The sequence below is a fragment of the Bacillus sp. Bvel1 genome, from assembly GCF_014872755.1.
In the GTDB taxonomy this organism is placed as follows: Bacteria; Bacillota; Bacilli; order Bacillales; family Bacillaceae; genus Bacillus; species Bacillus velezensis.
Genome location: NZ_JAAOBZ010000007.1, coordinates 175,362 through 197,466, shown reverse-complemented (window position 1 = coordinate 197,466; position 22,105 = coordinate 175,362). Strand labels below are relative to the sequence as shown.

General features: G+C 45.9%; 28 protein-coding genes and 1 pseudogene. 20 read left to right on the top strand and 9 right to left on the bottom strand.

What is annotated here, in order from left to right:
• Positions 1–44 precede the first annotated feature (44 nt).
• The 7 genes from HAP68_RS10190 (at position 45) to HAP68_RS10160 (ending at position 7,111) form a co-directional block, all read left to right on the top strand.
• Positions 45–1,145, top strand: a complete 1,101-nt coding sequence (locus HAP68_RS10190; protein ID WP_024085520.1) for a type III polyketide synthase — start codon at positions 45–47, stop codon at positions 1,143–1,145.
• Positions 1,145–1,651: an isoprenylcysteine carboxyl methyltransferase family protein gene (locus HAP68_RS10185; protein ID WP_003153565.1), complete on the top strand. Its 507-nt coding sequence runs from the start codon at positions 1,145–1,147 to the stop codon at positions 1,649–1,651. Before HAP68_RS10190 ends, HAP68_RS10185 begins: the two co-directional genes overlap by 1 nt.
• A 72-nt stretch (positions 1,652–1,723) precedes the next feature.
• Positions 1,724–1,819 (top strand): Fur-regulated basic protein FbpC, encoded by a 96-nt coding sequence (gene fbpC / locus HAP68_RS10180; RefSeq protein ID WP_025284905.1) that lies wholly within the window; start codon positions 1,724–1,726, stop codon positions 1,817–1,819.
• 182 nt (positions 1,820–2,001) lie between these two features.
• A complete protein-coding gene (dynA, locus tag HAP68_RS10175) occupies positions 2,002–5,583 on the top strand; it encodes a dynamin GTPase (protein WP_024085519.1) in 3,582 nt (1,193 codons plus the stop codon).
• A 67-nt stretch (positions 5,584–5,650) separates the two neighbouring features.
• A complete protein-coding gene (locus HAP68_RS10170) occupies positions 5,651–5,908 on the top strand; it encodes a YpbS family protein (RefSeq protein ID WP_003153568.1) in 258 nt (85 codons plus the stop codon).
• Between the two features lie 76 nt (positions 5,909–5,984).
• Positions 5,985–6,128 carry a hypothetical protein gene (locus HAP68_RS10165; protein WP_003153570.1) on the top strand — a complete coding sequence of 48 codons (144 nt, stop codon included), beginning with the start codon at positions 5,985–5,987 and terminating at the stop codon, positions 6,126–6,128.
• Positions 6,129–6,223: 95 nt separating this feature from the next.
• Positions 6,224–7,111, top strand: coding sequence for a 5'-3' exonuclease (locus tag HAP68_RS10160; RefSeq protein ID WP_003153572.1), 888 nt, complete (start codon positions 6,224–6,226; stop codon positions 7,109–7,111).
• A gap of 5 nt (positions 7,112–7,116) precedes the next feature.
• On the opposite strand, the gene sspL is transcribed toward HAP68_RS10160, so the two are convergent.
• The 3 genes from sspL to HAP68_RS10145 are packed head-to-tail and all read right to left on the bottom strand — an operon-like array spanning position 7,117 to position 8,376.
• Positions 7,117–7,245, bottom strand: coding sequence for a small, acid-soluble spore protein L (gene sspL / locus HAP68_RS10155; RefSeq protein WP_003153575.1), 129 nt, complete (start codon positions 7,243–7,245; stop codon positions 7,117–7,119).
• A 51-nt stretch (positions 7,246–7,296) separates the two neighbouring features.
• Entirely contained in the window at positions 7,297–7,689 is a 393-nt protein-coding gene (locus HAP68_RS10150; RefSeq protein WP_003153577.1) for a reverse transcriptase-like protein, read from the bottom strand.
• A 6-nt stretch (positions 7,690–7,695) separates the two neighbouring features.
• Entirely contained in the window at positions 7,696–8,376 is a 681-nt protein-coding gene (locus HAP68_RS10145; RefSeq protein ID WP_003153578.1) for a queuosine precursor transporter, read from the bottom strand.
• 81 nt (positions 8,377–8,457) lie between these two features.
• Between HAP68_RS10145 and HAP68_RS10140 the strand changes: the two genes are divergently transcribed.
• Together HAP68_RS10140 and HAP68_RS10135 are read left to right on the top strand one after the other, a co-directional pair.
• Entirely contained in the window at positions 8,458–9,129 is a 672-nt protein-coding gene (locus tag HAP68_RS10140) for a ribonuclease H family protein (protein ID WP_024085518.1), read from the top strand.
• A gap of 2 nt (positions 9,130–9,131) precedes the next feature.
• Positions 9,132–9,314, top strand: a complete 183-nt coding sequence (locus HAP68_RS10135; RefSeq protein ID WP_003153581.1) for a zinc-finger domain-containing protein — start codon at positions 9,132–9,134, stop codon at positions 9,312–9,314.
• A gap of 26 nt (positions 9,315–9,340) precedes the next feature.
• Here HAP68_RS10135 and HAP68_RS10130 read toward each other — a convergent pair whose 3' ends face one another.
• Positions 9,341–9,598, bottom strand: coding sequence for a DUF2564 family protein (locus HAP68_RS10130; RefSeq protein ID WP_007409519.1), 258 nt, complete (start codon positions 9,596–9,598; stop codon positions 9,341–9,343).
• A 161-nt stretch (positions 9,599–9,759) separates the two neighbouring features.
• Here HAP68_RS10130 and HAP68_RS10125 point away from each other — a divergent pair, with 161 nt between their 5' ends.
• A complete protein-coding gene (locus HAP68_RS10125; protein ID WP_003153585.1) occupies positions 9,760–9,942 on the top strand; it encodes a hypothetical protein in 183 nt (60 codons plus the stop codon).
• Positions 9,943–9,993: 51 nt separating this feature from the next.
• Here HAP68_RS10125 and cspD read toward each other — a convergent pair whose 3' ends face one another.
• The 4 genes and pseudogenes from cspD to metA all read right to left on the bottom strand — a co-directional run bounded on the left by cspD (position 9,994) and on the right by metA (position 12,688).
• Entirely contained in the window at positions 9,994–10,194 is a 201-nt protein-coding gene (cspD, locus tag HAP68_RS10120) for a cold-shock protein CspD (RefSeq protein WP_003153604.1), read from the bottom strand.
• Positions 10,195–10,209: 15 nt separating this feature from the next.
• Positions 10,210–10,321, bottom strand: a pseudogene (locus HAP68_RS10115) (hypothetical protein); the annotation flags it as partial.
• A 94-nt stretch (positions 10,322–10,415) separates the two neighbouring features.
• Complete coding sequence (locus tag HAP68_RS10110) at positions 10,416–11,558, bottom strand: diglucosyl diacylglycerol synthase (protein ID WP_003153606.1); 1,143 nt, start codon at positions 11,556–11,558, stop codon at positions 10,416–10,418.
• Between the two features lie 224 nt (positions 11,559–11,782).
• Positions 11,783–12,688: a homoserine O-acetyltransferase MetA gene (metA, locus tag HAP68_RS10105; RefSeq protein ID WP_024085517.1), complete on the bottom strand. Its 906-nt coding sequence runs from the start codon at positions 12,686–12,688 to the stop codon at positions 11,783–11,785.
• A 284-nt stretch (positions 12,689–12,972) separates the two neighbouring features.
• On the opposite strand from metA, the gene HAP68_RS10100 reads away from it, so the two are divergent.
• The 10 genes from HAP68_RS10100 (at position 12,973) to HAP68_RS10055 (ending at position 21,424) form a co-directional block, all read left to right on the top strand.
• On the top strand, positions 12,973–13,455 hold the full coding sequence (locus HAP68_RS10100) for a glutathione peroxidase (protein ID WP_024085516.1): 483 nt from the start codon (positions 12,973–12,975) through the stop codon (positions 13,453–13,455).
• An 11-nt stretch (positions 13,456–13,466) separates the two neighbouring features.
• Positions 13,467–14,075: an HD domain-containing protein gene (locus HAP68_RS10095; protein ID WP_003153612.1), complete on the top strand. Its 609-nt coding sequence runs from the start codon at positions 13,467–13,469 to the stop codon at positions 14,073–14,075.
• Positions 14,076–14,143: 68 nt separating this feature from the next.
• Positions 14,144–15,277, top strand: a complete 1,134-nt coding sequence (locus HAP68_RS10090) for a conserved virulence factor C family protein (protein ID WP_024085515.1) — start codon at positions 14,144–14,146, stop codon at positions 15,275–15,277.
• A gap of 258 nt (positions 15,278–15,535) precedes the next feature.
• Complete coding sequence (ilvD, locus tag HAP68_RS10085) at positions 15,536–17,212, top strand: dihydroxy-acid dehydratase (RefSeq protein WP_007409524.1); 1,677 nt, start codon at positions 15,536–15,538, stop codon at positions 17,210–17,212.
• 81 nt (positions 17,213–17,293) lie between these two features.
• Positions 17,294–17,728, top strand: coding sequence for a BrxA/BrxB family bacilliredoxin (locus HAP68_RS10080; RefSeq protein WP_024085514.1), 435 nt, complete (start codon positions 17,294–17,296; stop codon positions 17,726–17,728).
• Between the two features lie 39 nt (positions 17,729–17,767).
• Complete coding sequence (locus tag HAP68_RS10075) at positions 17,768–18,538, top strand: class I SAM-dependent methyltransferase (protein WP_014305261.1); 771 nt, start codon at positions 17,768–17,770, stop codon at positions 18,536–18,538.
• Positions 18,539–18,800: 262 nt separating this feature from the next.
• Positions 18,801–19,409 (top strand): YpjP family protein, encoded by a 609-nt coding sequence (locus HAP68_RS10070; RefSeq protein WP_003153621.1) that lies wholly within the window; start codon positions 18,801–18,803, stop codon positions 19,407–19,409.
• A gap of 99 nt (positions 19,410–19,508) precedes the next feature.
• The gene (locus HAP68_RS10065; RefSeq protein ID WP_003153622.1) at positions 19,509–20,303 is read left to right on the top strand and encodes a thymidylate synthase; all 795 of its coding nucleotides are present in this window, start codon (positions 19,509–19,511) and stop codon (positions 20,301–20,303) included.
• On the top strand, positions 20,300–20,785 hold the full coding sequence (locus HAP68_RS10060) for a dihydrofolate reductase (protein WP_003153623.1): 486 nt from the start codon (positions 20,300–20,302) through the stop codon (positions 20,783–20,785). The genes HAP68_RS10065 and HAP68_RS10060 overlap by 4 nt, the downstream gene beginning before the upstream one ends.
• A 15-nt stretch (positions 20,786–20,800) precedes the next feature.
• Positions 20,801–21,424, top strand: coding sequence for a lysophospholipid acyltransferase family protein (locus HAP68_RS10055; RefSeq protein ID WP_014305260.1), 624 nt, complete (start codon positions 20,801–20,803; stop codon positions 21,422–21,424).
• A 41-nt stretch (positions 21,425–21,465) separates the two neighbouring features.
• On the opposite strand, the gene trhA is transcribed toward HAP68_RS10055, so the two are convergent.
• Positions 21,466–22,104, bottom strand: a complete 639-nt coding sequence (trhA, locus tag HAP68_RS10050; protein ID WP_003153625.1) for a PAQR family membrane homeostasis protein TrhA — start codon at positions 22,102–22,104, stop codon at positions 21,466–21,468.
• Position 22,105 lies beyond the last annotated feature (1 nt).

The following is a 22,105-nucleotide window of genomic DNA, read 5'->3' as shown; positions in this document are numbered from 1 at the left end:
ATTCAGGAAAAAAGCGGAAACCTTTATGTGAAGAGGTGATGGGCATGGCATATGTGTTATCGGTCGGAACGAGCATTCCGGAATATCATGTCTCGCAAGAAACGGCGGCGGATTTTGCGAGAGGGATGTTTGCCGATTCATTTAAGGATATTGACCGGCTGTTAAAAGCCTTTCAAAACGGCGAAATTGAATCAAGGCAGTTTGTCCGGCCGATTGAATGGTATAAAACGGCGCGGGGTTTTTCAGAAAAGAACCGGCTGTATACGGAAGAAACCGTTAAGCACAGTGCGGATGCGGCGCTTGATTGTTTAACAAACCCGGATTGTTTAACAAATCCCTTTCCTTATGAAAAAGTGGATGCGATCTTTTTTATTTCCAGCACCGGGCTTTCGACACCCAGCATTGAAGCGAAAGTGATGAATCAGCTGCCGTTTTCTGCGAAAACAAAACGGATACCGATCTGGGGCTTAGGATGCGCGGGCGGAGCGGCCGGCCTGTCCAGGGCGTACGAATACTGCCGCGCATATCCTGAAGCATACGTGCTTGTCATCGCGGCTGAACTCTGCAGCTTAACGTTTCAGCCGAACGACAAGTCAAAAAGCAACTTAATCGGAACTTCCCTGTTTGCGGACGGCATTGCCGCAGTACTAGTCGGAGGAGAAAAGGCGAACCGAAACGGCGTCAAACAGCCGCTTCTTCCGCGGATATTCGCCACTCAATCGGTGATGATGCCGGATGCGGAAGATGTGATGGGCTGGGAATTCACCGACAGCGGTTTTCAAGTCATTTTTTCAAGAGATATTCCCACCCTGGTTTCACAGTGGCTGAAGGACAATGTTGATGAATTTTTAATAGAATATGGTGTCGGTCCTCACGACATTAAAACCTTTCTTGCCCATCCAGGCGGGAAAAAGATCATTGACGCCTATTTAACGAGTCTTTCAATGGACATCGGTCAGCTGGAGGCATCTCGGAAGGTGCTGCAAAAACATGGGAACATGTCTTCCGCAACTATTTTTCATGTGATAAAAGAACAGTTGCTCCGCGGCCGGCAGAAAGAAAACGAAAAAGGGCTGATCGGCGCTCTCGGGCCGGGATTTTCGTCTGAGCTTTTGCTGTTCAGCTGGGAAAAGGGGGCTTCTTAATGTTTTGGCTGTTTATCATGCTGCTTGCGGCCCAGCGGATTGCGGAGATGATCGTGGCCCGGCGCAATGAGCAGAAGGTGAAAAAGCAAGGCGCAGTCGAATACGGAGAAGGACATTATCCCTTTCTCGTCCTGATGCACGTGCTCTTTTTTGTCTCTCTTACAGCTGAGGTGGCGGCGTTTCAAAAAACGCTTTCTCCAAGGTGGGCCGCCATTATATGTATTATTTTATTTGTACAGGGGATCAGGTATTGGGCTCTATTATCATTAGGGCGGTATTGGAATACGAAAATTCTTGTCGTGCCGGATGCGGAGCTTGTCAGAAAGGGGCCGTACAGGTGGATGAAGCACCCGAACTACGCGGTCGTCATCTTAGAATTTATTTTTCTGCCGCTGTTATACGGAGCGTATTGGACACTGTTTCTCTTTTCGATTCTCAATGCCTGCATGCTCACTGTGAGGATTCGCGCCGAAGAGAAAGCGCTAGAAGAAAACACCGCAAAATAGAGATTGAAAATCATTCTCACTCATGATAAGATGTAAATATGAAAATGATTCTCATTCAAGGTGGTGCCGAAAATGACAATGTTATTTTTATTTGCAGCCGTTTGTACATACAGTGTTTTGATTGGTTTCGTATTGAAAAAAGTTTCGAATAAATCGATGTCTTCTTAAACATCTGCGGTTTTTAATGCCGCGGGTGTTTTTTCTTTATCAGCTGCCGATATCGGCGGCTTTTTTACGTTTCCTGAAGAAAAGTGGGCCATTCTTGTGTAAAATGGGGGAGAGGTTTTTTTCAGAGCTTTCTAAAAATGAAAACGTCATTTGATGCGACAGACACAAAGGGGTAAAGACACATGACAGAAGAAGAACGCCATAACAGGGAGATTTTCAGCAGAACGGGTGCCTTATACGTACAATTTTTGGATCACCAGGATGAAAAACGGGCCGATCAGCTCGCGGCCATTATGAAAAAAGCGGCTGATGAAGAGGTTTATATCGCGTTTACCGGGCATTATTCGGCCGGAAAGTCCTCTTTATTAAACACATTGCTCGGTGAAGACATACTGCCGACAAGCCCGATTCCCACAAGCGCCAACCTCGTTGTCATCCGGCACGGTGAAGATAAAGTCGTGCTTCATACGACGGACGGGGCTTATGCAGAAATTAAAGGAAGTTACGATAAAAAACAAGTGCAGCAATTCTGTAAAGACGGTGAGCAAATTGAAACGGTGGAAGTCTATGCCGGCTTTAAGGAGTCAGAGCCTTATGCGGCCTACATTGACACACCGGGAATTGATTCGACGGACGAAGCGCATTTTTTATCTGCCGCTTCGGTTCTCCATCAGGCTGACGCTTTATTTTACGTCGTTCATTATAATCACGTTCATTCAGAAGAAAATATGCTGTTTCTCAGCTCCATCAAAGACCGTATTCCGAATTTGTTTCTGATCGTCAACCAAATTGACAGGCATGATGAAACTGAAACGAAGTTTGAAGAGTACCGCAGGCAGGTGGAAGATATGCTTGAAGGCGCGGGAATACCGAAAGAATCGCTTTTCTTTACGTCTGTCACTGAGCCTGACCATCCTTTAAACGGCATGGAACAGCTGAAAAAACATCTGCAGAAGCTGAAACAGCAGGCAAAAACAAATTTATGGTCCTTAACGGAGAGAAAAGTCGCACACTTAGTCAAAGAGCATACAGAGATGCTCGTAAAAGATGATAAAAACGGAAGCGGAGAGCAGTTTGACAAACAAGAAGCACTTGTCCGTTCTGTTGAAGATGAGCTTAATAAAGCCGTTCAACAGGCTGAAACAGCAGAGAAAGACATCAGAAAAGACGTGCAGAACATATTGCAAAACGCTAATTTGACACCCTTTGAGATGAGGGAGCTTGCATCTGCTTATATTGAATCACAGCAGCCCTCATTTAAAACCGGATTATTCTTTTCAAAAGCGAAAACGGCTCAGGAGAAAGAGAGAAGGCATGCTGAATTCTTTGCCGATATTAAAAAAAGAACGGAAGGGGAAGCGGATTGGCACATTATCGACACATTTACGAAAGCGGCCAAGCGGTATGAAGCGGATTCGGACGAACTGATCAAGAAAATCCAGGCGTACCGCACACCGCTTTCTGATGATATCACCGCTCAGGCCCTTAAGCAGGGGGCGGCCTTTTCATCTGAATACGTATTAACTTATACGAAAGACCTCGCTGAGATGATCAGAAGGGAAGCCAAAAGACAGACAGCGGAACTCATTGAGGAGCTGACCGCTTATGTTCAGGCAAAAAACGGACCGCTCATTGAGAACTTGAAAAACCGGCTCGAAAAAGAAAAGAAGATAAGGGATGAGCTCGCGCAATCGGCAAAAGAAGAACGCAATGCCTTGGAAAAAGCAGCCCGGGTCCGCGCTTTGTGGGAAGAAGAATTGACCTGTGATACGGGAAGCGGCGACTGGTATACGCGAAAAAAACGCCTTGCAAAAGCGCCCGTCCAAAAAGAGAAACCAAAAGAGACTGTACAGTATGAAGTAAACAAGCCAGAAAAAAATGCGATGAAGGAACTTCCTATAAAAGAGCAGACTGATCGTTTCTATGAGCTTGCCGGGATTCTTGAATCCTCGAGCATATTAGGAAAACAGGCAGAAGCCTTTCGAAGCAGGATTGAGCGGCTTGAAAATCGCCAGTTTACCTTGGCGTTATTCGGCGGATTCAGTTCCGGTAAATCATCATTTGCAAATGCGCTTGTCGGTGAATACGTGCTTCCGTCATCACCGACGCCCACAACGGCTACGATCAACAAAATAACGAAACCGCAAGCCGGCAAACCGCATAAATCTGCGGAGATCGTTTTTAAGACGGAGGAGGATCTGGACGCTGAAATGCTTCAGCTGACTGAGCTGAAAGACGCTGATGTAAAGGGGCGTTCACTGAAAGAGAGATGGAATTATGCCATTAAAAAGGGGAAAGTTCCGGATGAACTTATCCCGGTGATTCAGACGATGCTGCAGGCGTTTGATACGTACGAAGAACAGATCCGTCAAAGGCTGACACTGACGGTGCCGGTTGAAGATTTAAAACCGTATGCAGCCGAAGAAAAAACGGCCTGCTGCGTAAAAGAAGTCACCGTGTATTATGATTCGCCTCTCACGCAAAAAGGCATCACAATTGTTGATACGCCGGGAGCAAGCAGTATAAACAAGCGCCATACGGAACTTGCCTTTCAATATATAAAAGATGCTGACGCGTTCTTTTATATGACGTACTATCAGCATTCTTTTTCAAAAGGAGACAGGTCTTTTCTGAAGAAACTCGGCCTCGTCAAAGAATCATTCGGCATGGATAAAATGTTTTTTGTCATTAACGCCGCCGATCTGGCCAAAACCGAAAGCGAGCTGGAAACCGTCAAAGACTATGTCCGCTCAGAACTCTCAAAAGAGGGAATTAACCGGCCGAAATTATATCATGTCTCAAGTAAAGAAGAGCTTGCGGGTAAAAAAGCAGCTTTTTATAACAGGTTCTCTGATGTAAGAACCGGACTTGAGCACTTTATTGAGGAAGATGTAATGAGGGCCAGCTGCGCCCAGCTGAAAACAGAGGCGGACAAATTGTGCGATATGGTGGAACAGCTTCACGAATCTCTTCACCAGTCGGCAGAAGAAAAAGAGAAAAAGAAACAGCGTCTGGAGTCTTCCTATGAAAAAGCTCTCGCTGACATTTCAAAGCGCCGTACGTCTGAGGTCATCATTCGAAAAGTGATGAAAGATACGGAAGAACAGCTCTATCACATTAAACATCGCCTGACGTTTTATGCGAATGATATGCTGAAAACCGCCTTCCATCCGGGCCTTCAAAACGGCGATTGGAAACAAAATATAGCAGCGGCGCTGAATGAAGCGCTCAAAGAATTCCGTTTTGAATATATTCAAGAGCTGAAAACGCTCGATATCCGGATGACCGGTTTTATTGAGCGCCATATGACTGAGGAATGGATGGAAAACTGTCAGAAGAAGCTTATGGAAGACGGAGATTTCTCCATTTATGTGAGCGCCGAAAACGAATTTGCCGTTCAGCTGAAAGAAGTCGCTCCGGTCATTGACGTCTCGGCATTCACACATCACATAAAAGAAGTTAAATCGCCGAAGCAGTTTTTTGAACAGAACGGAAAAGCAGCGTTTGTAGAAGGGCTCAGGCTCAGCCTGCAAAAAGTGACGGAAAAGTGGCTTGAGCAGGAGAAAGAAAGCCTTTCAGAGCGATATACTGAGCAGGTGCGCCGTCTGCAAAAAGACATGGCGGATAAAAGCCTGTCCCAGATCCGCGAGCAGCGGGACACTTATTTACAAGGTCTTGCGGAAAATACAAGTGCAAGGGAAATTGAACACCTTTACGAAGCCGAAAAAGCATGGAAAAAGAAAGATGAAATGCTGAAAATTTAAAAATCCGGTTGGCGGGCAGATAACAGTCGTGGTAGACTAAAATGAAAAAAGCGAGATGAAACCTTTTATGTCAGAAGTCCATAAAGCAATTTCAGCACATTCCGCAAAACAGCATCAGCACGTCAAAACATTTGTACAGCTTGACTACCAGCGTGAACAGGCCATTGAAGAAGCCATTGTAAAATGCAGACAGAATGAACCGTTCACGACAGATGCCATCAATGGCATTACCGCAAAAATGAACCAGCTGGCGAAAAAGGGCATCGTGCCGCAAAGACGATTCGTAAGTGAAGAGATGGTGAAAGAATTCGTCAGCAGACAGTAATGGATGAACCTGCCGCGTGTGTCATCAGCGCTTGCTGTACATACTATCCGTATCTTCTCTAAGGGGGGATATGACAATGGGCAGAACAAAACTGGGAAACAGAAATGCTCAGCAGAATAACAATGCCAAAAAGAAAAACGGTTTCGGACAGAAATTTGATTCTTATGCCGGCCGTGAAGCTGAAAAGCTGATGGCAAGCAATAAAAGACACGGTGAGTAACGTGACGGCAGCATCTTCCAAATGGGGGGATGCTGTTTTTTTACCGCCTTCTTTGGTAAAATAGGAACATTGAATAAAAAAAGGAGTTTCGATATATGAATAACAAATTACTGCTCGTGGACGGCATGGCGCTTTTGTTCCGCTCGTTTTTCGCGACGGCCGTTCATCGCAATTTTATGATAAATGAAAACGGAATCCCGACAAACGGCGTCAACGGTTTTTTAAAGCATCTCATTACGGCGGTTGATACGTTTCAGCCCACACATGTCGTCTGCTGCTGGGATATGGGAAGCAAAACGTACCGCAATGATTTGTTTCAAGATTATAAGGCCAACAGAAGCGAACCGCCGCTTGAGCTGATTCCGCAATTTGATTTAGCGAAAGAAGCAGCGCGAGAGCTCGGTTTTTTAAACATCGGCATAAAAGGCTATGAGGCGGATGACTGTATCGGTACGCTTTCTGCCCTATTTTCCGGAGAAGCGGAAATTACGATTGTAACGGGTGATAAAGATCTGCTTCAATTGCTGAATCATCAAGTTCAAGTAGCGCTGCTGCAAAAGGGTATCGGCAATTATAAGGTATATACAGATGAGATATTCAGAGAAGAAACGGGGGTTCCGCCAAAAGCGCTGATTGACATTAAGGCGCTGATGGGAGACACGAGCGATAACTATCCCGGCGTTAAAGGGATCGGGGAAAAAACGGCGTACAAGCTGATCCGTGAATACGAAAACATAGAACGGTTATTAGAAAGCCTCGCTCTCTTGCCGAAGGGCCAGCAAACGAAAATTCAGCAAAGCTTGAAAGAATTGGAGCTGTCAAGGCAGCTTGCTGAAATACATTGCGAGGTGCCGTTAGTCTGTACGCTTGAAGAAGCGATTTTTTCATTGAAGATGGAAGAAGCATCCTTAATGCTCAGACGCCATCAGATAAAAGGAATTGAAAGAATGCTCGAAAAGCTGAACGCCAGAGAGATCAGCTGATCCCTCTAGCGTTTTGTATTGCTTTTTTTTGCGTTGTTTTCAAGGGCTGATTTCGGGTCTTTATGCGCATTTCCTTCCATATTTCCCTGAGGATTCACGCCCCCGGTCAGCCGGCCTTTATTTTCTTTTCTCATAGCTGTTCACCTCATTTGTAGGATGAACAGTGAAACGCAATTTCATTCCGGTTATTTATTCAGCCGGACCGCTTTTTTTGCGAGCTGATCGGCTGTTTGGTTTTGTCTGCCGGGAATCCACTTAATGAAAAACAATGGAAATCCGGCCTTTAAGCGGATGATTTCATCCACAAACGGCTGGAAAGCCTTGTTTTTAACCGCTTCAAGTTCCGCGGCCCGCTCCACGATATCTGAATCCGTCCGGAATGACACGGACTCAAATCCGCGGGCGGCACACAGCTTCATTCCTTCAATTAAAGCGAGAAATTCAGCTTCCTGATTTGAATGGTCGCCGATCGGAATTGAGAAAGATTCTGTTTTCCCGTCATGTTTAATAAAAATACCGATACCGGAGGGGCCCGGGTTTCCGGCGCTTGCACCGTCCACGTAAATTTCAGCAGGCATCATCCGTCACTCTCCCTTCGGTGTCATTCGTTTTGCCGCATACGCATAAGGGACAGAAATGAGTGATACCGCAAATTTAATCAGGTAAGTCGAAATAAAGATGCTGAACCATACGCCCGCGGAATAAACGCCGATAAAGGCCACGGCAGTGAAGATAAATGTATCCAGCAGCTGGCTGAGCGCCGTGCTTCCGCTGTTTCTGAGCCAGAGAAGCCTGTCTGAAGGAAAGATTCTCCGAATGGCTGAATATACATAAACATCTATCGTTTGGCTGAAAATAAAAGCCAAGAGGCTTCCGAGTGCAACACGCGGCAGAAAACCGAAAATCGTCTCAAGGGCAGGCTGCGCGATATCTGACGCAGCCGGTTTATATAAAAGAGCCCCCTGCATGGCGCATGTCAAAGCGAGCAAAGTGGAAAAGCCGAGCCAGACGGCTTTGCGCGCTTCCCGGGGACCGTATTTTTCGTTCAGCACATCCGTTGCAAAGAAAACGGTGCCGTACATGATATTTCCCAGTGTCGCCGTAAGCCCGAACAGCTCAACTGTTTTGACAACCTGCAAGTTGGCGCACACCGTGGCAAAACCGATCCATACGAATAGGCCCGTTTTGCCAAATCCTTTATAAAACAGAAGAACAATGATAAAATGAATGACCGCAAATAAGATCCATAACACATCGTTAAACAAAACCTGCTGACTTCCTTTCAATTTAAGAATGGTTTGATTATAGCACACGCCCGTCAACTAATGAATGGTAAGGTGATTTCAATGAATCTTAAGCCGTATATCGAAATAGAAGCAAAAGGAACAGGCCCTGTCGCGTTTTTTTCCGAAGATTGGCTGACCGTTCCGAAAGCGCGCATGCTTGCAAGAGAAGTCAGCCGCTTTCCTTATATAAAAGACATTTATTTTGAGGATGAAAAAGGCGCGAGCTGGACGCTTAAAGAATTAGAAAAGCTTACTGAAGAACTTGCGTACGAACCTGACGACATTACAGTGTATTTCGACGGCGGCTTTGACAAAACAAGCGGACGCGCCGGACTCGGAATTGTCGTGTATTATTCTCTCGGCGGCAAGCGGCATCGCATACGGAAAAACAAAAGCTTAACGCTTCAGACGAACAATGAGGCGGAATATGCCGCTTTGTACGAAGCGCTTAAGGAAGTGCAGGAACTTGGCGCAAGCAGAAATTCAATCACGATAAGAGGGGATTCCCTCGTCGTTTTGCATCAGCTTGACGGCAGCTGGCCGTGTTATGATGAAACGCAAAACGAATGGCTGGATAAAATTGAAGCGCTGCTCGAATCCTTAAAGCTGACACCGACATATGAAGCCGTAAACCGAAAGGAAAATCAAGAAGCGGATGACCTTGCCAGAAAAATTCTCTCGGACCGGCAGATTGAAAGCCGCATAACATTAGAAGGTAACGGAGATGACTGATATTGGATAAAAAAAGCATTTATAAAGAATTGACAGAGCTTCAGGATGAATATTGCAAAGACTGTTTCGTAAAAAAGCATTTCCGCAAAGAGTTTGGAAAAACGCACGCTCATTCTTTCTGCATCAACCAATGCACGGTGGGGGAGAAGCTGAAAGCCTACGGCAAGGTGCTGACAAATCAATAAAAAATAAAACCGCAGCTTCTGCGGTTTTATTTTTCGAATTCATCAAGCTGATGCTGGCAATCGTCGAGAAGCATTCGCTGCTTTTGCAGAAAATCCTGGTCGAGAGCTTGCAGTTCACTGGATTGTGACATCGTTCTGGCATCCTGAATCGCCTGGTAAGCAGATTCCACCAAAGTTGAATTTTGGCCCCGGGTAGCCGCTCCCGTTGTTTTCTGGGCCGTTTCCACCGCTAATTCAAGCTGGCGTTTATCCGTCAGTCCGTTTGGAAAAAATTCAGAGTCCATTAAAAAACACCTCCGCAAATAGTTTGGAGATTTTTTTTAGAAATATGTACGGAAAATAGAAAAAAATATAGAAAATAAGCCGATATAACTATTGAACCTGATTAATTAGGGCTTATTTACTATTATTCAGGGTATCTTGGGAGAGAAGGGAAAAACCAGCCGTGAATGATAATGATTTAAAAACAATCCTTCAGCAGACATTTAAAGAAATATACGGTGATTTGGGAAGTTTAGCGGAAATGGCGAAAAAAGGAATGCCGTCAATGGAGAAGCAAATTGAAGAAATCGAGCAGCGCTGTAAGCAGAATCTTGTCGCAATTGAGATTCAGACGGCAATCAAATAGGAGAGGCATACGCCTCTCCTCTATTTGTCATCTGATCAACATGTATTGAGTTTAGAGTTTTACAACATTAGAAGCTTGAGGTCCACGATTACCTTCGACAATTTCAAAAGAAACTTCTTGTCCTTCTTCTAATGATTTGTATCCTTCTCCTTCGATAGCAGTGAAGTGAACAAATACGTCGTCTCCGCCTTCAACTTCGATGAAGCCGAATCCTTTTTCGTTATTGAACCATTTTACTTTACCGTTTTGCATATTGCTTAATTCCTCCTAGTACTGTAGCACCTTCGTGCTAAAAAAAATTTTGTCATCATCCAACCGTACGTATGTAAACGTTGTTAAATGATGGTTCAACTATACACCATATGGGAGCGGGCGTCAAGCGGCCGCTCCCTATTTTTTATCTTTATTTTTCCAGTAACAAAGCTTAACCGGAAAAAAACAAAAAGCACACGAATCGTTCGTGTGCTTTTCTTTTACGATAATGCCATATCCGCCTTCCCGGCCATCATTTCAGATTCTTTTATAATGTCCTGCAAAATGACTTCAGAAGAGTTGGGGAGGTGAAGGCTTTTAATATTGCTCTTCATCCGGTTCAGCTTCTCCTCATCCGCAAGAAGGGAGGTGACAGACTCTAAAATTTCTTCGTGGCGGTTGACCACGACAGCCGCACCGCGATCTTCAAAGAAAATGGCGTTTTCCTTTTCCTGTCCGGGAACCGGTTTGTACAAAATAACGGGTACGCCGATCGCCGTCGCTTCCGTCAGTGTGATGCCGCCTGGTTTTGTGATCATGCAGTCCGTAATACGGAACAGCTCGTCAATTCTTTCTACATAACCCAGCACTTTCAGCCGGTCGGCATTGTCACCTTCCAAGCTGCTGAGGGATTCTTTCAGCGAGCTGTTTTTGCCGCATACCACCACAACCTGCACCTGATCGTCATGAACGAGATTTTCGCACAGTTCTTTTACGTTTTTCAGCACACCATGCGCTCCCGCCATAATAAGAAGAACTTTTTTGTCGGGAGAGAGATTGTATTTTTTATAAATCGGCTCTTTCGGCATCGATTCCTCGAATTGAGGCCTGATGGGAATGCCTGTGATCTTTACGTTGTTCGGGTGAGTGCCGATTTCAATCAGTTTTTCCTTTACGTAATCTGTGGCGACATAATATTTATCAACATTTTCATGAACCCAGATTTTGTGAAGGCAGAAATCGGTCATAACGTTGAACGTCGGGATCACTTTTCCGGTTCTCCGTCTGTATTCCGGTACGACAATCATCGGAAATGTATTGATAATAATGTCCGGCTTATGCTCTTCGACGAGCTGGCCTAAACGTTTATTTCCCATTTTAAAATAAATATTGAATTTGCGTTTATTATAGATTTTGTCAACTCCGTAATAAAACAAACGATAAAACTGTTTCCCGATTGAGAAGCTTTTTAAATAAAGGTATTGAGTAACCTCTGAAACAATCGGATTTGACTCTTGATACAAATTGGAAACCGTCACATCTAAGCCGAGACGCAGACATTGTTCGTAGAGCGTTTTGGCCACTTGAACATGCCCGTTTCCGTAATTTGCAGTCAAAATTAATACTTTTTTATTGGTATTCAAGTAAATTCACCTCAATGTAATCAACAACAAGCAAGCTTCATGCATCGTAAGGAGTTATTGTCTATAGATAAACATAACACAAGTGCATCATTTTATAATAAGCGCGGCAACATATTTAAACTAAATTTAATTGATATGTTCCATTATTTTAAAGTTTTGTTATACGCATACTGAATCAAAAGTATTTTATCATATTTTTGTCACCGTATCACTTAAAACAAAAATTAATCCCATTCATACGGAGTTTCCTGATATACGTAATAATTCAGCCAATTCATAAACAATAACGTTGCATGAGCTTTCCAGCGGTTAACAGGTTCTTTCCCGCCGGGCGCAAAATAGTGCTTAGGAGCTTCTACGTTTGAAAGATTTCTCTCTATGTCTCTCTTATACTCCTGAAGCAGCGTATCGGTATCATATTCCGGATGACCCGTTAAGAAAATCTGTTTTTCGTCTTTTGAAACGATTAAACAGACCCCCGCTTCCTCTGAAACGCTGAGCACATCCAGATCCGAAGCCGATTGCAGCTGCTCCGTATTAATATCTGTATGCCGTGAGTGTGGCACATAGTATAGCTCGTCAAATCCTCTTACCAATCTCTCATGTTTTTTAAGAACGGTATGCTCAAACACACCGAAGATTTTTTTCGGCAGCTCCACTTTCTCAATGCCGTAATGATAGTATAAACCGGCTTGAGCGCCCCAGCAGATATGGAGTGTTGAAGTGACGTTCTTTTTGCTCCATTCCATGATTTCCTTCAATTCTTCCCAGTAAGAAACATCTTCAAACGGCAGGTGCTCAATCGGAGCCCCGGTAATAATCATTCCGTCAAACCGTTTGTGGCGGATGCTGGAAAAATCCGTATAAAATTCATCCAGATGCTGCCTTGCCGTATTTTTTGGAGTATGTGTGCTCGGAATTAAGAACGTAAAGTGAACTTGTAAAGGTGAATTCCCAAGCATCCTGAGGAGCTGGGTTTCCGTTTGGATTTTTTTCGGCATCAGATTTAAAATCACGATCTTCTGCGGCCGGATATCCTGATGAAAAGCCCGGCTTTCATCCATTACAAAGATGTGTTCACTTTCAAGCACCTGCTTAGCGGGCAGGTGATTTGGTATATTAATAGGCAACATGCCACCTCCGTTATTCCCCGTTAATTTTCTTCATTATAGAAATTTTTAAGCCATTTTTCAATCCATCCCGGCGTAATAAACCGTATTTAACGCATAATGACAGGGATAAAAGCGGCAAATGGGTATAAATTCGGAGCGGCTCTTTTATTATGACGGGTAAAGAGCCGTTTGGTTCCTCGAAAAAAACGTTTTCCGTTAAGTGGAAGGAAAAAGCGGTTACCGTTTGTTTTGCAGTGTAAAACAGGTAAAATAAATGAAGAATGTAAAAAGGAGGGCCGCAGATGACAATTTACGATATAAACGTACGGACCATAACAGGCGAAGACATGACGCTATCGGCTTACAGAGGCAAGGTGATCATCATTGTGAATACAGCAAGCAAATGCGGGTTCACATCCCAGCTCAAGCAGCTTCAGGAGCTCTATGATACATATCGGGAGGAAGGTCTTGAAATATTGGGATTTCCCTGCAACCAATTCATGAACCAAGAACCTGGAAATGAAGCGGAAATTCAAGAGTTCTGTGTGAAAAACTACGGAGTCACATTCCCGATGTTTGCGAAAGTTGATGTCAATGGGGCAGACGCTCATCCTCTCTTCAAATATCTGACGGAACAGGCGAAGGGGATGCTCGGCACAAAAGCGGTCAAATGGAATTTCACTAAGTTTATCGTGGACCGAAACGGTGAAGTCAACGGGCGTTTTTCACCGAACGTCAACCCAAAAGAGCTTGAAGATACGGTGCAGAGGCTTTTGGCCCGATAAGAGGTGATACGGTGAACGAAAAAGAGCAGCTGGAAAGCGTCAGGAATTGGGTCAGAGAAAAGCTTATCAATGAACGTACGGGCCATGACTGGCTTCATATTTCCCGGGTCGCAACACTTTCTGTTTATATGGCAAAAGAAGAAGGCGCCGACTTATTTATCACTGAGACGGCCGCGCTGGTTCATGATCTGATTGACGCCAAGCTCGAAAAAAGCGAAAGGCTGACGGCAGGCGAAGTGACAGAACGGCTGGCTGCTTTCAACATTGCGGCTGGCTCCATTGAGGAGATCGCGGATATCATCACGAGAATGTCATTCAGACACAGGGAACTGCTGATAAAGCGGCCGCTTTCATTGGAGGGGAAAGTTGTTCAGGATGCAGACATGCTTGATGCGATCGGCGCAGCGGGCATCGGCAGGGCTTTTATGTTTGCCGGCGCGAAGGGTCACCCGATGTACGGAACTCAAACAAGTGTACTGGCCCATATAGAGGATAAATTAATCAAGCTTAAAGGCTTAATGAATACAAAAGCGGGGGCCGGTTTAGCAGAGGAGCGGCATCAATTTCTTTTGCAGTTCGCCGCCCGTATCCAAAAAGAGGCCGGCATCGGCAAAAGCTAAGCGGCGCAATAGAACGCTTGTGCCGACTATGTTAGAATAAGTGTCAGATTGCGCATAGGAGGACCAATATGAAGATTAAATCAATAGAACCGACGCCGAGTCCGAACACGATGAAAGTGATTTTGACTGAAGAGCTTCCGGCGGGGAAAAGCAACAATTACAAGCCCGATCAGGCAGATGATGCTCCGGCCGTCGTACGTGATATTTTAAACATTGAAGGAGTAAAGGGTGTTTATCACGTTGCCGATTTCCTGGCTGTGGAGAGAAACGCCCGTTTTGACTGGAAGGACATTCTGCCTCAGGTCCGTTCCGCTTTCGGAATGGAACATACGGAGCAGTCTGAGAGCCGTTCTGAACAGGAATCGTTCGGTGAAGTGAAGGTTTTCGTACAAATGTTCAGCGGAATCCCGATGCAGGTCAAATTGACGGACGGCGAACGTGAAGAGCGCTTCGGCCTTCCGGAACGTTTCCAAGAAGCCATCTTAAAGCTGCGTTCCGAAGCTTCAAATGTTGTATTTGAGCGGGCTTGGAAAGAACAAGGCGTGCGCTTCGGGGATTTTACCGAAATCGGACACGATGTCACAGAAGAGCTTCAGGCCGCCTACAGTGATGAGCGGCTCAAACGCCTGACAGAAGCAGCCGTACAGCAAAAGGGTGAGGCCAAACCGGCAGTGCAGCGGAAAGCTTATAAAGTGACTTTGGAAATGCTCGATGATGAAGACTGGAAACAGCGCTATGCCCATCTTGAGCAAATGGATCCGGATGAAGACGATTTACCAGTATTGGAAAAGGCGCTGCATGATCCGAAGACTTCGATCAGAAGACAAGCCGTCGTTTATTTGGGAATGATCGAAAAGCCGTCTGTGCTTCCGCTGTTATACAAAGCGCTTGAAGACAAAACGGTGACGGTCAGAAGGACGGCGGGTGACTGTCTGTCGGATCTCGGCGATGCGAGCGCCATCCCGGCTATGATGAAATCGCTCAGTGACTCAAGCAAGCTCGTGCGCTGGCGCGCGGCCATGTTTTTATATGAAGTCGGCGATGAAAGCGCGCTGGAAGATTTAAAAGCGGCGGAAGACGATCCGGAATTCGAAGTCAGCCTGCAAGTCAAAATGGCGATTGAACGGATTGAGCACGGAGAAGAGGCGAAAGGTTCAGTCTGGAAACAGATGACTGAAAGCAGAAAAAAAGAACAGTTATAACAAAAAGGTGCGCCATGCACCTTTTTTATTTGAATTCACTTTTTATAAAAATTATTTAGAATATTGTTGAAAAATGATTCAAAACTCTATATAGTAAGTACAATATTAATTGTTGGAGGGTTTTTATCGAAATACAGAAAGAATAGAAAAGCGAGACAGGGCAAAGACGCTGTAAACAGGTAATTTGCAGAACGCGCCCTAGAATAAACTGAAAATTTTAAAAATATCGCACAGTCTAAAAACAGTAGGGGGATCACCATGGCAGAATTACGCAGCAACATGATCACACAGGGAATTGACAGAGCGCCGCACCGCAGCCTTCTTCGCGCTGCCGGCGTAAAAGAAGAAGACTTCGGCAAGCCGTTTATCGCGGTCTGTAATTCATACATCGATATCGTTCCCGGGCATGTTCACCTGCAGGAATTTGGAAAAATCGTAAAAGAAGCAATCAGGGAAGCGGGCGGTGTGCCTTTTGAATTTAACACGATCGGAGTAGATGACGGAATCGCGATGGGGCATATCGGCATGAGATATTCACTGCCGAGCCGTGAAATCATTGCCGATTCAGTTGAAACGGTCGTCTCGGCGCACTGGTTTGACGGAATGGTCTGCATTCCGAACTGCGACAAAATTACGCCGGGAATGCTGATGGCGGCTATGCGGATTAATATTCCGACCATTTTTGTCAGCGGGGGGCCGATGGCAGCCGGCCGCACAAGCGACGGCCGCAAAATTTCGCTTTCTTCAGTATTTGAAGGCGTCGGCGCATATCAAGCCGGGAAAATCGGTGAAAGCGACCTGCAGGAGCTGGAACAGTTCGGCTGCCCGACGTGCGGATCTTGTTCAGGCATGTTTACGGCAAACTCCATGAACTGTCTGTCTGAAGCGCTCGGTCTGGCGCTTCCGGGAAACGGAACAATTCTGGCAACTTCACCGGAGAGAAGAGAGTTTGTGAGAAAATCAGCGGCCCAATTGATGGAGACCATTAAAAAAGACATTAAGCCGCGCGATATTGTCACCGAAAAAGCGATTGACAACGCCTTTGCGTTAGACATGGCTCTCGGCGGCTCAACCAACACAGTGCTACATACGCTTGCGCTTGCCAATGAAGCTGGGGTCGAGTACTCTTTAGAACGCATTAACGAAGTGGCTGAACGGGTGCCTCACTTATCGAAATTGGCGCCGGCCTCGGACGTCTTCATTGAAGATCTGCACGAAGCGGGCGGAGTCTCGGCGGCCCTTAATGAATTGGCGAAAAAAGAAGGGGCGCTTCATCTTGACGCGCTGACTGTAACAGGCCGCACACTCGGAGAAACAATTGCGGGTCATGAAGTAAAGGATTATGACGTGATTCATCCGCTTGACAATCCGTTTACCGAAAAAGGCGGTTTGGCGGTCCTGTTTGGGAATCTGGCTCCGGACGGCGCCATTATCAAAACAGGCGGCGTACAGGACGGGATTACAAGACATGAAGGCCCCGCTGTCGTCTTTGATTCCCAGGATGCCGCGCTTGAAGGCATTATAAACCGCAAAGTAAAAGAAGGAGATGTTGTCATTATCCGTTATGAAGGGCCAAAGGGCGGACCGGGCATGCCGGAGATGCTTGCTCCGACGTCTCAGATTGTCGGAATGGGGCTTGGCCCGAAAGTGGCGCTTATTACAGACGGCCGTTTTTCAGGAGCGTCCCGGGGTCTTTCAATCGGGCACGTATCACCTGAAGCGGCTGAAGGCGGCCCGCTCGCATTCGTAGAAAACGGCGACCATGTCATCGTTGACATAGAAAAACGGATTTTGGACGTACAAGTGCCTGAAGAAGAATGGGAAAAACGCAAGGCCGAATGGAAAGGCTTCGAGCCGAAAGTAAAAACAGGATATCTGGCCCGGTATTCCAAACTCGTAACAAGCGCCAATACAGGCGGAATCATGAAAATATAAAACAGAGGCCTGAACAATTGAATTCCGGCCCCCTCTATAGTATCCTTGACTTCATATAAGGATTTTAGAGGGGGCTTTTTTATGTCAATGGCTTATGAAGAATATATGCGCCAGCTGGTCGTGCCGATGCGCCGTGAGCTGACGGATGCGGGTTTTCAGGAATTAACGACTGCTGAAGAAGTAGAAAGCTTTATGGAACAGGCAGAGGGCACGACATTGGTCGTTGTCAACTCCGTGTGCGGCTGTGCAGCCGGTCTCGCCCGTCCGGCTGCGACTCAGGCTGTTTTACAGCATGAAAAAGCGCCTGATCATACGGTTACCGTATTTGCCGGTCAAGATAAAGACGCAACTGCAAAAATGCGTGAATATTTTACGGGGCAGGAACCTTCCTCGCCATCAATGGCGCTGTTAAAAGGGAAAGAGGTCGTTCATTTTATTCCCCGCCACGAAATCGAAGGGCATGACATGGAGGAAATTATGAAAAATCTGACGGATGCCTTCGATGCGCACTGCTGAAATGCCCAAATTCCGGGCATTTTCTTTTTGGAGAAAAAGATGATCACAACGAGTTACAGACCAAGCGAATACACGATACACACAGCGCAGTCACTCAGTGTCAGGCTGGGTGACACTTACTGCAGCCGCAATAAACAGCCCATTGAAAAAATGCTGGAACGAGCCGCTAGCGATCTTTTAGTCATCGGAAAGGAACGGTTCGAACTTTACACGAAGCAAGGGGAGAAGTTCTTTTTTCACCCGAATACAGCGATGTTCCGCGCAAAGCGGTTTTTGAGAGGGGAAGCCGAGCCGTTGTTAAAAGCAGCCGGATTACGCGAGGGGGATTCCTTTTTAGATTGTACGCTCGGCCTGGCATCCGATGCGATTTTGGCAAGCCTGGCAGTCGGAAAAAGCGGACAAGTCATCGGCCTGGAGAAAAACAAGCTTGTCTCATTGCTTGTAGAAACAGGACTTCAAACGTGGGAAACCGGAATGGAGCAGCTCCAAACCGCCATGAAACGCATTCAGGTTAAACATGCCGGCTGCGCCGATTATTTGCGGGAGCTTCCTGATTCATCGGTAGATGTCATTTATTTTGACCCGATGTTTCACGAACCTGTTGAAACGTCAGACGGCATTGCACCGCTCCGCGCGCTGGCAGAAGAGGGTTTTAACGAAGAGTGCATCACGCAAGCCGTCCGGGCGGCGAAAAAATGCGTAGTGCTTAAAGACCATTGGAAAAGCCCGCGGTTTGAACGATACGGCTTCAAGGTGCTGAAAAGAAAGACGGCGCTTTTCCACTTCGGTGTCATCCATGTAAGCTCATGATATCATGGGCTTCTTTTTCGTTAATCAGTGATTTCCATAACGACAAAATAAAGCAGCGTGAGAAGTGATACAGTCGCAAATAAAGCGTTAATCATCTCATCCCCTCCTTTTTCTCCTTCTTATTGTAAGCGGTTTATCCGCTCGGTCACAGTTACCAATTTCCCATATTGCATGATAATACGGTGCCGGACATGACGCCGCGCTTTAATCTATGCTAAAATAAAGGAAAAGAGGACAATAAAACAGAGGGGAACAATCTATCATGAAATTGTGGATGAAAAAGACCCTTGTGGTTCTGTTTACCATTGTAACGTTCGGACTCGTGTCTCCTCCGGCTGCTTTGATGACAGACAAGCCTTCAGGACAGTCGAGCAGTCTTGAGCAGAATGATTACACCGCTTTTTATGATGAACATGCCCTGACGGGAGAAGCGAAGGCAGGGCGGGAGCCTGAATTACTGTTTCAATCGTATCAGCAGCAGCTTCTCGGTGATGCTGAAAATCAATCATTTTTAAAATTCGGCAGCAAAATCTCTCCGGTCATTGAAGATGATTACAGAAGTGAAATTCTGCCGAAAATCGAAGATGTCATCACAGGACATTTAGCCAAGTTTCAAGATGATGAAGCGTATCAGGATGTGGTTATTTCCAGTAAACCGTCGGCCGGAAAAACTGAAAAAATTTTTCATGTGTATAACAGGCTGACAGGTGAAGATCTTTTAAGGTTCCACGTCCGCCGGGATCATCCTCCGCAAGACGGCTACTGGTTTAATTTTCATTACCATACCGCTGAAGACGGATTTCAATCACATCATGAGCTCGGCAGCATTTACTGGGACCGCAATACGCCGCCTGACTGGATGAGCGTGTAATAGCGAGAAGAAATAAAAAAATCATTTCTGAGAAATTTTGCAGAAATGATTTTTTATTGTGTTACACTACTAAAAGACTACTTTAAAAGGATGAAAAAAATGAAACAATATAAAGATTTGTGCCGTCATGTGTTAGAAAACGGAGAAAAAAAAGGAGACCGTACGGGAACGGGTACGATCAGCACGTTCGGCTACCAAATGCGGTTTAACCTTCAGGAAGGTTTCCCGATGCTTACGACGAAAAAGCTCCATTTTAAATCCATCGCGCATGAGCTGCTTTGGTTCTTAAAAGGAGATACAAATGTCCGCTACCTTCAGGAAAACGGAGTCCGCATCTGGAACGAATGGGCGGATGAAAACGGAGAACTCGGACCGGTTTACGGCTCTCAATGGCGTTCGTGGCGCGGAGCAGACGGCGAGACCATTGATCAAATCTCCCGGCTGATTCATGACATCAAGACAAACCCGAATTCCAGACGTTTAATCGTCAGCGCCTGGAATGTCGGCGAAATTGATCATATGGCGCTTCCGCCCTGCCACTGCCTGTTTCAGTTTTATGTCGCGGACGGAAAACTGTCGTGTCAGCTTTATCAGCGCTCAGCGGATGTCTTTCTCGGCGTGCCGTTTAATATTGCGTCTTATGCGCTTTTAACAATGATGATCGCGCATGTGACGGGACTTGAACCGGGTGAGTTTGTTCATACATTCGGAGACGTCCACATTTACCAAAACCATGTGGAGCAGGTGAATTTGCAGCTGACAAGGGATGTCCGACCGCTGCCGAAACTGCGGTTTGCGCGAAATGTTGATTCTATTTTTGATTTTACGTTTGAAGACTTTATCATTGAGGATTATGACCCGCATCCGCACATAAAAGGAGCTGTCAGCGTATGATTTCGTTTATTTTTGCGATGGATGAAAACCGGCTGATCGGAAAAGATAACGATCTGCCTTGGCACCTTCCCGATGATCTCGCATATTTCAAAAAAGTGACGACGGGTCATACCATTGTAATGGGGCGGAAAACGTTTGAATCAATCGGACGCCCGCTTCCGAACCGGCGGAACATCGTTGTAACCTCACGGGACGAATCTTCATTCCCGGGCTGTATTACCGCCGACTCGGCTGAGGAAGTGCTCAAGCTGATCCCGGCGGATGAAGAATGCTTTGTAATCGGCGGCGCCCAGCTGTACAGTGCGCTCTTTCCCTATGCGGACAGACTCTACATGACAAAAATTCACCATATCTTTGAAGGAGACCGTTTTTTTCCGGAATTTAATGAAGCTGAATGGGAATTGACCTCCCGCAAACAGGGAGTAAAAGATGAAAAAAACCCTTACGATTATGAGTACCTTGTATACGAGAAAAAGAATTAAGCAGGGGGACAAGAATTGATTCGTTACGGCTGCCTTGTGATGTACGTTGTATTTATGTTCATGAAAAATATTCAGGAATATATCAATCAAAAAGAGCTTGACCCGCGGCTCTCTTTTCAAAAACAGATGAGGCTGGTGTATGAGCGGCCGAAAGCCTTTATGAGAGGCTGCATTGACGTGTCGGGATCGGCAATCGGCATTCATCATGATCAGCCGATACCGGACGGCCCCGTATTGTATGTGCACCCCAGATTGCGCCCGGCTGATCTTCTGCTGCTTGCGGGACATCTTGAAGAGCCGGCTGGTTTTATCGCTGGCGAGAAAGCTTTCCGGATGCCGTTTCTCGGAAATTGGCTGCGTCTGATGGGTGTCATTTGTGGCGGAGACAGCCGGGATGCAGTGCTTCAGGAGGCGGAAGTCCGGCTGCAAAAAGGGCAAAGTCTGATTCTGTCCGAAGACGGCAAAATCAATCCGGAGGAACTGGCCCTTCGTTTCGATCTCCCGATTGTGCCCGTCAGCACTTCGGGAACAGACCGGCTGCTGCGGGGCAGGTTATTGAAACGGCTGAAACCGGCTGACATTGAATTACATATAAAGCCCGCTTATTATCCGGCCGGTCAGAAACGGCTCCGTGCATAAAAAAAGCACAGTCTCTATACGAGAGGCTGTGCTTTTTTATTTCAGATAAAGGGAACTTTGACGCAATAAAACAAAATACAGAAAAACATCGAGGCGCTGCCGCCTAAAACAAAACTGTGCCAAATGGCGTGATGATACGGAACTTTTCTCCAAATATAAAATATTGTGCCGGCGGAATACAATAAGCCGCCGAAAAGAAGAAGGCCGAAACCGGGACCTGACAGCGAAGCGTACAGCGGTTTAATGGCGATGATGATCAGCCAGCCCATCATTAAATAGACAAGCGTTGAAAAAATGATAAACCGCTTCACAAAAAAGATTTTAAACACGATGCCTCCGATGGCAAGCGACCAAACAATAATTAAAAGGGTCAGACCGAGCGCCCCTTTAAGGGGTCCTAATAAAAATGGCGTATATGTTCCGGCTATTAATACGTATATCGCGGAATGATCCACAATTTCAAGAATGTCTTTCGTTTTTTTATGCTGGATGCTGTGCAAAAGAGTCGAGCTGAGATACAGCAGGAGCATTGAAGCGCCGAATATGGAAAAGCTGACGATGTCTGTCGGCGAGCCGTATTTCACCGCAAAGATAATGAGAAAAATAAGCGCCGGAATCGACAGCAATACACCGATTCCGTGTGTGACGGCATTTGCGATTTCTTCTTTTATTGTAAACAAT